The organism is Caballeronia sp. (assembly GCF_028292365.1).
Taxonomy (GTDB): Bacteria; Pseudomonadota; Gammaproteobacteria; order Burkholderiales; family Burkholderiaceae; genus Caballeronia.
In genome coordinates, this window is sequence record NZ_JAQGMM010000008.1 from 1 (window position 1) to 12,726 (window position 12,726).

The window sequence follows — 12,726 nt, forward strand, 5'->3', positions numbered from 1 at the left end:
TTGAGCGCGGAGCGACGGGGGAAGTGCTGCAAGTGGCAGAACTACCCTCGTGCGGCAGCTAACGCTCTAACGCCCTAACCCGGATCTCGGCTTATTCCGCGTTCTGATCATCGTTATCCCACGCAGGAAATGGATCACTGAATCGCTGCCATGCCTGCGGACCTTGTGCCATTTCCGCGTCGTTGAGCAAGCACGCGTTCAGACGCGCGCGTAAGGCCTCCTCGTCCATATCGATGCCGATCAGCACCAACTCTTGCCGTGCGTCGCCGACTTGCGGGTCCCAATCGTCATCAATCGATTTCAGCGATTCAGCATCTTCCGGCCACCAGGCTTTCGGTACGGCTGCCCACCATAACCCCATTCCACCGTGCCGGCACACACCGCCCGCCTGAGACCAGGACCCTACATAGGTCGGCCGGCTGGCGAGCCAGAAGAACCCTTTGGAGCGCACCACGCCCGGCCAGTGACTCGCGATCAGTTGCCAGAACCGCTCGGGATGAAACGGCCGCCGCGCACGATAAACGAAATGCGTGATGCCGTATTCCTCCGTCTCGGGCGTGTGCTCGCCGCGCAATTCCTTGAGCCAGCCGGGCGCCTTGGACGCTTCATCGAAATCGAACAGGCGTGTATCTAACACCTTGTCCAGCCCGAGCTTGCCGAACTCCGCAATCTCGATCCTCGCCCGAGGATTCAGCCCCTTCAGGATCGTCATCAGGCGTCTGCGGTCGGCGTCGCTGACAAGATCCGCCTTGTTCAAAACGATCACATCGCAGAACTCGACCTGTTCGACCAGCAAGTCGACGACCGTGCGCGTATCTTCGTCGCCCATCGATTCGCCCCGCGTTTGCAGGCTGTCGGCAGAGCTGTAGTCCTTGAGGAAATTGAACGCGTCCACCACCGTCACCATGGTGTCCAGACGCGCGATATCGGACAGGCTTTGGCCGTGCTCGTCGGCGAACGTGAACGTTTCGGCCACCGGCAGCGGCTCGGAAATTCCACTCGATTCAATCACGAGATAGTCAAAGCGCTTTTCCTTCGCGAGCCGGTTCACCTCGAGTAAAAGGTCTTCGCGCAGCGTGCAGCAAATGCAGCCGTTGCTCATCTCGACCAACCTTTCGTCCGTGCGCGCCAGTTCAGCGCCGCCGTCGCGAATCAGCGCGGCGTCGATATTGACCTCGCTCATGTCGTTGACGATCACCGCCACTCGCCTGCCCTCCCGATTGTTCAGGATGTGGTTGAGCAACGTGGTCTTTCCTGCGCCCAGGAAACCCGACAAAACAGTTACCGGCAGCTTGTCCATTTCTTTCCGTCCAAAAAAGTTCTCGCACAATTGGTAACGAATGTTATAACATTGCATTCACAGCTTGTAGAACTTTTTCTCCGTACGGCGATCTGCTGCCCGCGGCGTTAGCCGCGGGGTTTGATATGCCTGCGCGAGGCACCTGCCAAAGATCGATTAGGACTACGTTTCTTACAAATTAAAGTCAACCCTCGGGGACCCTACGACGTCACCGGGCGGTGCACATCTAACACAACCCACTCAGAAAAATAATCGATGAAAAATCGTACGCTCATCGCCCACGCGGCCTTATTGCTGTTCGCGCAGATCTCCGCCGGACATGTTTATGCAGCAGGTTCTGACAGCGCCGTGTCAGGCTCCGTCACCGATAATTCCGGCAAGCCCGTCGCCAATGCCAGCGTGGCCCTGCAAAACGCGAGCGGCGCGTCCGTCGGCGACACGAGCACGGACGCTAACGGACACTTCGCGGTCCATCATGTGGCGCCGGGAACCTACGCGGTAGTCGTTGCGGCGCCGGGCTACGCAAGCGGCAGCAGCATCGCGACAACGAGCGAGGGCACGGACGCGTCCGTGTCGGTCGCGCTCAGCAAGAGCGACGCGATCGATGTGCAGGTCAATGCGAAGCGGCTCGACCGCGCACGCAACGGCCTGCTGCCGGAAACGGGCAGCAGCGTGTATCGCTTCAGCCAGGCCGATATTGATACCCTCCCCGCCGGCCAGGACACGCCGCTTAACCAAGTGCTTCTGCAAGCGCCCGGCGTAGCAAGCGATTCGTACGGCCAGTTGCATGTGCGCGGCGATCACGCGAACCTGCAATACCGTATCAACGGCATCATTATTCCGGAGCCGATCAGCGGTTTCGGCCAGTCGCTGGACACGCGTATTATCGACCAGCTCAATCTTCTGACCGGCGCATTGCCCGCACAATACGGCGACCGCACGGCGGGCATTGTCGATATTCATACGAAGAACGGCGACCAGGGTAATGGCGGTTCCATCGATGTATTCGGCGGCAGTCACCAGACCATCAAGACCAGCGCCGATGTCTTCGGTAGCCAGGGACCGTTCAGCTACTATTTCAGCGGCTCGCTGGGTGAGAACAATCTCGGCATAGAGAATCCGACTTCAAGCGCGAGTCCGCTTCACGATCACACGCGTCAGGGCGATGCGTTCGGCCTCATGTCCTACATCATCAATCCGCTCACGCGCGTGAGCCTGATGTTCGGCACGACCAGCAACCAGTTCGAGATTCCCAATACGCCCGGCCTGCCGACCGCGTTTACTTTGAACGGCAACACTACGTTCGACTCGAGCAAGCTCAACGAGACACAATCCGAACTCAATGAGTTCGCGGTCGTGGCGCTGCAAGGGACCAACGGCGGCGCGCTGGACTATCAGGTCGCGCTCTTTACGCGCTACTCGCGCACCCAATTCAATCCTGACCCGGTGGGCGACCTGCTGTTCAATGGCGTTGCCGCGAACGATTTCCACAGCGACAGCGCCAACGGAGTACAAGCGGATACGACCTACCGGCTTAACGAAAAACACACGCTTCGCGCGGGCATTTCGTTCCAGCAGGAACATGCGATCTTCAACAACAACCTGAGCGTCTTCCCTGCCGATGCCGACGGCAACCAGCTCTCCGATCAGCCGTTCAACGTGCCTGATTCGAGCAGCAAGACGGGTTATCTGTATAGCGCGTACATTCAGGACGAGTGGAAACTGACCGATAAACTCACGATCAACTACGGCCTGCGCTACGACAAGATGGACGAGTACGTCAGCGCAAGTCAGCTAAGTCCGCGCGTGGGTCTCGTCTATGCCTTGACGCCTTCAACAACAGTTCACGCCGGCTATTCCCGTTATTTCACGCCGCCTGCGTTCGAACTTGTGTCGGGAGAAGATATCGCGCGCGTTGCCGGTACGACTGCCCAGACATCGACCCAAAACGATCCCGTGCAGCCTGAACGCAGCCACTATTTCGATCTCGGCATAACGCAGCGGTTAAGTTCGACTGTCACGGTAGGTGTGGATGCCTACTACAAGAAATCGACGAACCTGCTCGACGAAGGACAGTTCGGCACTGCGCTGATCTTCACGCCTTTCAACTATCAATACGGCCGTGTTTATGGGGTCGAATTCACCAGCAACTATAAGCAGGGCAATGTCTCGGCTTACATGAATGTCGCGTTCAGCCGCGCACAGGGCAAGGATATCGACTCGGCGCAGTTCAATTTCAGCGCCGACGAACTCGCTTTCATCAGCAACCACTACGTGTTCCTCGATCACGACCAGCGTGTGACCGCTTCGTTCGGCGGCGCTTACCAGTTGGGCAAGACCACCTTCACCTTCGACGGCATTGTGGGTAGCGGCTTGCGCAGCGGCTTCGCCAACACGGACCGCTTGCCTGTGTACACGCAGGTCAATCTTGGCGTGATCCATCACTTCAACTTCAACGAGCCGCTGATCGGCAAGTTCGACGCGCGCCTGTTGCTCATCAACGCGTTCAACCGCGTCTACGAGTTGCGCGACGGCTCGGGTATTGGCGTGGGTGCACCGCAGTATGGTCCGCACATTGCAGTGTACGCAGGCATCACGAAGAATTTTTAATCGATCGGATAACTTAACGAAAAGGCTTTGATCATGCAGAATTGGGCAGGTATTACTGCCGCGGCGCAGGTAGGTGGCTGGGTGGTGTACCCGCTCACGCTGCTTGCCGTGCTGGCGATGGCTATCGTAATCGATCGCGCCTATGTGTTCGTGCGATTTGCCAGCGAGCCTGGAGCCAGCCTCACCACGTTGCCGGAACAGCACGCGTTCAGGCGCCTCGATGCGAAGGTGATCGCGCCAGCCGGAACACCGCTATGGCTGGTCGAGGCGCATGCGCAATCGGTCGCCACGCGCATTGAACGGGACATGAGCCGCGGCTTCTGGGTGTTGGAAACGATCGTGACGGCTGCGCCCTTGCTCGGGTTGCTGGGGACCATTGTCGGAATGATGCATTCGTTCCAGCTTTTCGGCGGCAACGGCCTGGTTAATCCGGGCGGTGTGACCGGTGGCGTGGCGCAATCGCTGGTGGCCACCGCTATTGGACTGGTCGTCGCGTTGTTCGCGCTTTTCGCGTTCAACTATTTTTCGCGACGCCTTGAACGCCTGATCGATGACCTCGAAGTGCACGCCAACGAGCGTCTCAGCGAGATTCGGCTGAAGGAAGAACACGTGTCAGCGATCGCCGGAGGCACGCAATGAAGTTCCGGCGCTCGCGGGTGTCGAAGCGTGGGCGCATCGAGATCATTCCGATGATTGACGTGATGTTCTTTCTGCTCGCCACCTTCATGCTGGCGTCGCTGGCCATGCAACGACTGGATGCGGTCAAGGTCGACTTGCCGTCGGGACAGGCGCAGCAGATGTCCGAGGATCAGCCGTTGACGCTGGCGGTCGATCGCACCAACATGATCTTTCTCGATCGTCAGCCCTTGCGTCTCGATCAGGTGGAAGCCGGCGTCAGGCGGCTCCTGAAGCCGGACCATAACGTGGTCATTGCCGCGGACGATGCCGCGGCGCAAGGAGCCGTTGTTCAGGCAATGCTGGCTGCACGGCGTGCAGGCGCGGAACATTTCCTTATCGCCGTACATCGTGAGTAGCGGGATGGAGAGACGGGCCGGTTTGATGGATGCGCCACGAATCAGATTCAGCGTGGCCCTTTTGATTGCGTTTGTGCTTTGGGTAGTTTTGCTGACCCGGTTCGTGAACCCGCTCTTGCGGCCTCTGCCGAGCACCGCCCCCCCTGTGCAAACGACCATGGAAATGCGTCTTGTCGAATTGGCCGTGCCTCCCACAAATACGCCTGCTGCTGTCCCTTCGTTGCCCCCCATGCCAGTCACCCCGCAAGTGCACGCACGACGACGGAATCCGACGACAGTCCGGGTGGTGAAATCGCACGAAATCCAGCATCCGACTACGGACCGTTCGATTGCGAAAACGGACCAACCGGCAACGCCAGCGCAACCGGAGACGAACCCCTCCGTACCATCTACCGCGAGTGTGCCAACGCCGTCATCTTCTGCTTCGCCAAGCAATATGCTGGCCTCGTCAGCGGGTTCCGCCGCACGTGTCATCAGTCAGCCGATGCCTTCTCTCCCCGACGATCTTCGCGAGGACGCCTATCAGGCGGTCGCCGTCGCGCGCTTCGATATCCACGCCGATGGAACGATCGAAGTAGAACTCTCGAAGCCGACGCAAAACCCCCGCCTGAACGCGTTACTGCTGGAAACGCTGCACAAATGGCGTTTTTTTCCCGCAATGCAAGGGGGACATCCCGTGGAGAGTCATCAGGATGTGCGTGTGCATTTCAATGTGAGTTAGACCGTTATTGATTAGCACGAGCAGAGGCATTGGCTGTTCATTGCCTCACTCGCTGCGACCTCGATACGGATTGCTAAGCAACCGTCTCAACCGTCTTCTCTCCATCGGCTAACTCACGCCACAAGCGGCCATTTCGCCAGCTGTACATGTTGCGTTTTGCCGACCCTGCTATCGACCAGAACAAACTCGCGCGCCGTCCAATGGATTGGCTCGATAGCTCGTCCTGCGACTTCGCGCTTGTCGTAAAGCAAGGTCAAATGTGGCGTGAAGCTTGATAGCCTTGGAGTAAATCCGGCTCTCACCAACGTCGTGCCGAGAACGCCGTGGAACTCCTTCAGCGCAGCGGCACCGTCGCTTCCAAGCAGCACGAGAGGCTGGTCGCGGGTCGTCCGATGAAAGCTGGCGACATGATCAAACGCGACGTTGAACGCGGGCATGGAAATGGTGAAAGCGGCGGCTTGTGCCCACGAGGCGACACGCTCGAAAAGCGTATCGTGGAAACCGATGGAGTGCAACGTCACATGAAAGTGCGCGGTCGGAAGTGGTTTTCCCTTCAAGCCATGTTCGATACGCAGACGCTGTGCCAATCGCTCGATACGCATGGCGGTATCCGCGTCCGGCACAATCGCGAAGAATAGGTGATGACGCTCAGCCCGCCGCGGCGCATGCCTTGCGTCTGATCCCTGCGGCACTAATTGCTCTGGCATAGGTTTATCAAACGCTCGTCAAACGTTTATCACGCCCACGCCTCAAGTCCAGGCTTTAAGCGACACTCGCGGTCATCCCGGTCTGCTATCAGTCGGCCGACGAAACCGGAAAAACGTTTTCGCTTTCCTGGGTGGCGGGTCATCGCCTAACAACCCGAACTCGATAGGCGCGCGTGTGTAGAAAACATGCACATTTTGCGCACGCACCACTTCCAGTATCTCGTCGGCTTCATGCTCAGTCACCGCCAGGATGACCTGCACCGGCTGGTCGGCGAGTTTAAGAATATGCGCGGCATGATGGGCGCCCGCGTGCCCAATGCCTTCTGCTGCACTGATGACAGTCGCCCCTCGAATACCGCGTTTGCGAACCTCTTGCAGAAGCCATTCACAAAACGTCAGATGACCGCATTTACGGTTCTGCTCAGTGTAGAACGTCAGTTGATAGCCGTTCATACCGACCTCCACGGCGACAGTCCGAGTACTGATTGAACGCCACCCTTACAAACTGTCGCACGTACACTCGCCGCGCGGACGAAAGCAAACAGACCACGTGACGCTGGCGATAAATCGACGACACCTTCGCACGACACTTAATTGTAGGTCACGTCTTCAAGACCGTCACGCTTGGCGCAATGCAACAACGGGCCGATCCTCACGATTCCCCCAGCACCTCGTACTCGATCGGAGCGCGCGTATAAGACAGGTTCGCGCCGCCTTGCCTGAGGTTCGCAAGCAGCGCGTCGATCTGCGCATCTTCCGCGACGACCATCACCACAACCGGTTGATCAGCCAGTTCGAAAAACCGCGCCGCGTGATACTTGCCGAGCATATCGATAGCTTCAGTAACCTCGACGACCGTCGCCCCGGCAATGCCGATCTTCCGGGTCTCTTCAAGGATCCAGTCGACCACCGTCAGGCGATGCATACGATGAGCCTGTGTTGCTGCATAGACCGTAAGCTGACTTCCTTTCATGGGATCCTCCGCTCGACCGGCGACCAGGCAATCGCTTCAATCGACCACCCGGACCTTTCCCGAAGCAAGATCGTAGATCGCTCCGACTACTTGCACTCTGCCTGCTCTCACATACTCTCCGATCAGCGGCTTCGAGACCCTCAAACGGTTGGCATTCAGCCGCACATTTTCGATAGTGGCGTCCGCTACCAGATCGCCATGTGGGTGCGTCCGGGCAATCTCGACGGCCGGCCTGATCGCCCTGACCAGCTCTGGCAGATGGCCAGGCAGGACGGCGTGTTCGCGGATCGCTTTGACCGCGGCGGAGACAGCCCCGCAATGTGTATGTCCAAGCACCACGATCAACGGTACACCCAGGAACTTCACCCCGTACTCCAGGCTGGCGAGTCCATCGTCGTTGATGAAATTGCCGGCGACTCTTACGACGAACAAATCGCCCGGGCCTTGATCGAACGCCAATTCAGGCGAAACCCGCGAATCCGCGCAACCGACAATTGCCGCAACAGGATATTGCGCCGTGACCCGTGCCGCCCGGCCAGCGGAATAGTCCTTGTTTTCAGGCGTATTAGCCGCATATCGGTTGTTGCCCTGCAGCAGCCGAGCGAGCGCATCCGAGGGTGCAATCGCGTTGGGACCAGGCCCCACGGAAGGTTGATCTGCCCGCGCATCGTGTAGCGAAAATGCAGCGAGAGTCGCGGACGCCACACCGGCGAAGAGCGCGCGCCGCCGTGACAAAGAACATATCGAATGAACGCACATGGATCACCTCCTCCAGAGGAATAAATGCCGTAGCCATCGTCCGGCGCAGACTCATGTCCCACCCTCTTCGTCAGAGCGTCAACCGCGCCCAGGCGAACATATTCTTCACCTCTTTGCGCTTCAATCGTCGCCCCGCCAATGACGGCTACCGAGCCAAAAACGTCAATTCGGTCATTGCATTCCGGCAATCGGAACCATGGTGACGGGTTGTGCGTACCTTACGTTCGCCACAGGCACGGCAGCGTAGCTGCTTTGCACCGGCACATACACCACTGGCTTCGGCGCCGGCACGGGAACCGCAACCACAGCAGCTGCGGGCACTACCGCGACATACCTGGGCTGAACCGGAACGGCGTAATAGACCGGCCGTGGCGGCGGTACATAGACCACTGCCGGTCCGGCGTAGACAACAAATGTCCGCGCTTCAGCGCCGGTGGAAAGCATGAGGCCGAGAGCGGTGGCGGCGGATGCACTGATAAGACGAATGTTCATGTCAATTTCCCTTCGATTCGTTCGGCAGGTTTCGCCTTCGCTTTGGAAGCCGTTCCGCCGGGTGGTTCGCCTTGCTTGAGAGCCTTGCGAATCCGTTGAAGCGCTCGTAGCGCCGACCACCGAAAGATACGCAAACTGCGGTTGAAAACCACGTCAAAACATATTTCATTCGATGTCACGGATCATCGGCGCTCAAATGTCGGAGCAAGCATTTTTGTTGGGAGCAGATGCTTAGTTTTCGGGTCCGACCCATGACATGCAGTGACATGATTCGTAGCCGGTTTGTCATTCATTTTCCGGCGCTGGCCGATAAGCTTCGGTCTGCCATTGACCGGGACCGCTTCAAGCGGCGGAACGCAAACATCCGCAAACACCCGCAACCAATGGCAAGCGAACCCTACATTCACTGGAATTCACTGGAGAACATCATGAAAAGCAAGATTGCCATCTTTATCCTGTCCATTGCCGCCTCCTTCGCCAGCACGGGCGCTATGGCACAGGCGCAAACCACACCGCAACCCCCGGTCAGCCCGCAACGCATGGAGCACGCGATGCAACAATTGCAGGCGCGCTTTGCAGCGGCCAACACCACGCACGACGGCAAGCTGACCCAGGCGCAAGCAGCGCAAGGCATGCCGATGGTCGCGCGGAACTTCGATCAGATCGACGCGCAAAAAGCCGGTTACATCACACTTCCGCAAATCGAACAATTCATGCAGCAGCGCGCGACATCGCACTGACGGTGATGCGACGGCGGGTGGAAGCTTTTTGTTCTGTGCTTACCGGACTATTGGACTATTGTCTTTGAACTGAGGACCACTTTGCCTTCTCGTCTTGCCATCTTCTTGCAGCCAGCGTGGCGCTCCTCCTGACGCTCGCCGGTTGCGTGACGGTCGCCCCCCTCAACCAGCTGAAGGCGAGCGCGCAGAGCCCGTGATTTAAAAGCCGGCCGTTCCAAGCACTGCCACAGCGGCTTGCCGAACGTCACGAAGCCCGACCGTCGTGCACATCGACACATCGAAGGAGGCGTGAATGGAGAGTCAGCCGAAGATCATTGTTCTCGACGACGAAGCCGAGTTGCGCAACATGCTGCAGCGTTTCCTGAGCAGTCACGGATTCGAAGTCCGGGTAGTCGCCGACAGCAAGCGGCTTGATCGTTATCTGCAGCGCGAGCCGTTCGACTTGCTGATCCTCGACCTGATGATGGATCAGGAGGACGGGCTGTCGGTCTGCCGGCGCTTGCGTGCCGAAGGCCAGACCCTGCCCATTCTCATCCTCACCGCCAAGGGTGATCCGGTCGACAAGGTCATTGGTCTCGAAACCGGTGCTGACGACTATCTCGCCAAACCGTTCCTGCCACGTGAACTCGTTGCACGTGTTCGCGCACTGCTGAGACGCCAGAAGATCGCGGCGGGCGAGCCTGTACTCAGGTCGCAGACCGTACGTTTCGGCGACTATTTCCTCGATCTCGGCAAACAGCGCCTGTACAAGTCGGGCGAGTTGTTCGAGATTCATTCGACCCAGATGCTGCTATTGAACGCGCTGGGCGCCTCACCGAACCGGCCTGTCAGCCGCGACAACCTGATCGCCCGCTCGCGCGGACGCGACCACGATGCACTTGATCGCAGTATCGATGTACAAGTGCTGCGGTTGCGGCAGATCGTGGAAGCCGACCCGTCGAAGCCGCGCTTCGTCAAAACGGTGTGGGGCGTGGGCTACATGCTGGTCGCGGAAGTCGAACCGTGAGCCGCCGCATGAGCCCTCCTGTGAACCCTCCCATGAGCCCACGCATCGGCCCAATGGCGCTGCCGCGCTCATTGTTCGCACGCAATATCGCGTTGCTGGTCGCGCTGGTCATCGTCAGCCAGATTAGTTCGTTAAGCGTACTAATTCACTTCGTCCAGAGACCGCGGATAGAACGTGCCGCCGAGACTTTCGCGATCTACGTGCAAACGCTGGATGACCTGCTGGAGACTGCCGCCCCTGACGCACAGAGCGGACTCGCGGCTCGCTTCGAAGCCAGCCGGCAATTCCCCGCCGGCGCTGCCTCCGAACCTCAGGTGACATGGCGCAATTTTTATCGGACTTATCAGCGCGATGTTTTTATCGATACCTTGCGCCAACATCTTCCCGCGAATATGGAAGTTCAATGGCAAACAGAAGGCGAACAACGGCTTTGGATTCGTGCGCATCTGGGTCACGAACCTTATTGGATCGCGCTGCCCGTTCCCGAGGCCGCACACAACGACGGCATGCTCTCGGCTATTGCGCTATCGTTCGCGCTCGCCGGGCTTGCCATCGTGACCGCCTATCTGATCCAGCGCCACATCAACCGGCCGTTGCGCGAGCTCGCCAACGCAGCACGCCGCTTGAGCTCAGGAGAGGCTCCGCAAGCGCTGCGCGTGGATGGACCGACCGAGATTGCTCAGGTCAGCGTCGCATTCAACCAGATGGTCCACGCGTTGCAGGAAGCCGATGCAACCCGTTCCCTGATGCTCGCCGGTATCTCCCACGATATCCGCACGCCATTGACCAAGCTGCGCCTCGCCGTGGCCATGACATCGCCATCGGAAGAACATGCTGAACTCGCGATTTCGACGGATCATTATCTCGATCAAATCGACGCCATTCTTCAGCAGTTCATGGACTATGCCGGTAGCGGCACGCGTGAAGCGGCCGAGATCAGCGACCTCGACGCGCTGGTCAGCAATCTTGCCGCCGACTTCGCGGGTCTTGGTCACGTGTTCGAACTCACTCTCGGCGACTTGCGACCGTTCGCGTTCCGTCCGATCAGCGTCATGCGCGTGCTGATGAACCTGATGCAGAATGCGGTGCTGTACGGTCGCGTGGGGTTGTCGGCACGGACGTGGACCGACACTGTCAGTCACACCGCGTACGTTGAGATCGCTGATCGCGGCGAAGGCGTGAATGGCGGCGATCTGGATGCGTTGAAAACACCGTTCAAACGGGGGCGATCGACAGGCACGCATCCGGGGGGGACTGGGTTGGGCCTGGCTATTGTCGAAAGGATCGCGAAACTGCATGGCGGTGAACTTCAGTTGATGCAGCGTGAAGGCGGCGGGTTTGCGGCTGTCGTCTCATTGTCAACGGGGCCGGGGAATCAGCGCTCGCAAGAGGAACGCGGCGCGGTTTAGAAGCGTTCGCAAGCGCAACGGCGGCCGCACATCGAGCGCGGTGTTGCGCGTACTATTTCGGTTTGAGCGCAGCTTGAATGATCGCGCCGCGCGAGAGACAAAGACGGAGACGGACTTGGCAAGCCCTTACAATCTGATGGATGCAACCACTGCACGCGAAGGCACAACCTACGTACTGGTTCACGGCGCCTGGCACGGCGGATGGTGCTGGAAAACCGTCGCCCAAATCTTGCGCGCGCACGGACATCGGGTCTTCACCCCTACGCTCAGCGGCCTCGGCGAACGTGCGCATCTGCTTTCGAAGGCTATCGATCTCGGTGTGTTCATCCAGGATGTCGTCAATGTCCTCGAATATGAAGACCTGTCCGGCGTCGTTCTGGTGGGCCATAGTTTTGGCGGACTACCGATCACCGGTGCGGCGGATCGCGTGCCGAAGCGCATTCGTCAACTCGTATATCTTGATGCCGTCGTGCTCGAACACGGACAGACGGCATTCTCCCGGCTTGCGCCCGAGATCGTGGCGCAACGCATCCTGCAATCGAATGAATCCAGTGGCGGCCTCTCCATTCCCGTGCCGCCCGCGAGTGCATTCGGCGTGTTCGAACCCACCCAGATGGCGCTGCTGGAACGTAACTGCACACCGCATCCGCTGAAAACCTTCGACGACCCCATAACGCTCAACGGACCCGTGGGCGGCGCAATCCCGAAGGTGTACATCCAGTGCATCGATCCGGTGTACGAGCCGTTGCAAGCGAGTCGCGACTTCGTGCGCGCTCAAGACAACTGGACATGGGACGAGATAGAAACCGGACACGACGCTATGATCAGCGCACCCGAAGCGCTTGCCGCCAAATTGCTCCGGTATGCGTCATAGTCAGGCCGGCTTGGCTATCGCTGCACGTACTGCGCGGCAGTGCCGTACAAGATCCGGTCGTGTCAAAACGAACTGCTTGAGCGGCGTGTCTATATCGTAGA

General features: G+C 58.9%; 14 protein-coding genes. 8 read left to right on the plus strand and 6 right to left on the minus strand.

The annotated features are described in order from the left end of the window. Positions 1–91: 91 nt before the first annotated feature. Positions 92–1,300, minus strand: coding sequence for a zinc metallochaperone GTPase ZigA (gene zigA / locus JWR14_RS00300; RefSeq protein ID WP_299699388.1), 1,209 nt, complete (start codon positions 1,298–1,300; stop codon positions 92–94). 255 nt (positions 1,301–1,555) lie between these two features. Between zigA and JWR14_RS00305 the strand changes: the two genes are divergently transcribed. From JWR14_RS00305 to JWR14_RS00320, 4 genes are all read left to right on the plus strand, one after another. After that, positions 1,556–3,910 carry a TonB-dependent receptor gene (locus JWR14_RS00305; protein WP_299699390.1) on the plus strand — a complete coding sequence of 785 codons (2,355 nt, stop codon included), beginning with the start codon at positions 1,556–1,558 and terminating at the stop codon, positions 3,908–3,910. A 33-nt stretch (positions 3,911–3,943) separates the two neighbouring features. Next, a complete protein-coding gene (locus JWR14_RS00310) occupies positions 3,944–4,549 on the plus strand; it encodes a MotA/TolQ/ExbB proton channel family protein (protein WP_299699392.1) in 606 nt (201 codons plus the stop codon). Continuing rightward, positions 4,546–4,944: a biopolymer transporter ExbD gene (locus tag JWR14_RS00315; RefSeq protein WP_299699394.1), complete on the plus strand. Its 399-nt coding sequence runs from the start codon at positions 4,546–4,548 to the stop codon at positions 4,942–4,944. The genes JWR14_RS00310 and JWR14_RS00315 overlap by 4 nt, the downstream gene beginning before the upstream one ends. Before the next feature lie 484 nt (positions 4,945–5,428). Continuing rightward, the gene (locus tag JWR14_RS00320; RefSeq protein WP_299699396.1) at positions 5,429–5,665 is read left to right on the plus strand and encodes an energy transducer TonB; all 237 of its coding nucleotides are present in this window, start codon (positions 5,429–5,431) and stop codon (positions 5,663–5,665) included. Between the two features lie 113 nt (positions 5,666–5,778). Here JWR14_RS00320 and JWR14_RS00325 read toward each other — a convergent pair whose 3' ends face one another. The 5 genes from JWR14_RS00325 to JWR14_RS00345 all read right to left on the minus strand — a co-directional run bounded on the left by JWR14_RS00325 (position 5,779) and on the right by JWR14_RS00345 (position 8,596). Beyond that, positions 5,779–6,372, minus strand: coding sequence for a 2'-5' RNA ligase family protein (locus JWR14_RS00325; RefSeq protein WP_299699398.1), 594 nt, complete (start codon positions 6,370–6,372; stop codon positions 5,779–5,781). A gap of 72 nt (positions 6,373–6,444) precedes the next feature. Continuing rightward, positions 6,445–6,825 (minus strand): DUF190 domain-containing protein, encoded by a 381-nt coding sequence (locus JWR14_RS00330; RefSeq protein ID WP_299699400.1) that lies wholly within the window; start codon positions 6,823–6,825, stop codon positions 6,445–6,447. Between the two features lie 199 nt (positions 6,826–7,024). Further along, positions 7,025–7,345, minus strand: coding sequence for a DUF190 domain-containing protein (locus JWR14_RS00335; RefSeq protein ID WP_299699402.1), 321 nt, complete (start codon positions 7,343–7,345; stop codon positions 7,025–7,027). 36 nt (positions 7,346–7,381) lie between these two features. Then, on the minus strand, positions 7,382–7,990 hold the full coding sequence (locus tag JWR14_RS00340) for a carbonic anhydrase (RefSeq protein ID WP_299699404.1): 609 nt from the start codon (positions 7,988–7,990) through the stop codon (positions 7,382–7,384). Positions 7,991–8,275: 285 nt separating this feature from the next. Further along, entirely contained in the window at positions 8,276–8,596 is a 321-nt protein-coding gene (locus JWR14_RS00345; RefSeq protein WP_299699406.1) for a hypothetical protein, read from the minus strand. Positions 8,597–9,024: 428 nt separating this feature from the next. Here JWR14_RS00345 and JWR14_RS00350 point away from each other — a divergent pair, with 428 nt between their 5' ends. The 4 genes from JWR14_RS00350 to JWR14_RS00365 all read left to right on the plus strand — a co-directional run bounded on the left by JWR14_RS00350 (position 9,025) and on the right by JWR14_RS00365 (position 12,625). After that, complete coding sequence (locus tag JWR14_RS00350; RefSeq protein ID WP_299699408.1) at positions 9,025–9,336, plus strand: EF-hand domain-containing protein; 312 nt, start codon at positions 9,025–9,027, stop codon at positions 9,334–9,336. Positions 9,337–9,628: 292 nt separating this feature from the next. After that, complete coding sequence (locus tag JWR14_RS00355; RefSeq protein WP_299699410.1) at positions 9,629–10,342, plus strand: response regulator; 714 nt, start codon at positions 9,629–9,631, stop codon at positions 10,340–10,342. A 32-nt stretch (positions 10,343–10,374) separates the two neighbouring features. Then, positions 10,375–11,751 (plus strand): ATP-binding protein, encoded by a 1,377-nt coding sequence (locus tag JWR14_RS00360; RefSeq protein WP_299699412.1) that lies wholly within the window; start codon positions 10,375–10,377, stop codon positions 11,749–11,751. A gap of 115 nt (positions 11,752–11,866) precedes the next feature. Next, on the plus strand, positions 11,867–12,625 hold the full coding sequence (locus JWR14_RS00365) for an alpha/beta fold hydrolase (RefSeq protein WP_299699414.1): 759 nt from the start codon (positions 11,867–11,869) through the stop codon (positions 12,623–12,625). Positions 12,626–12,726: the final 101 nt, after the last annotated feature.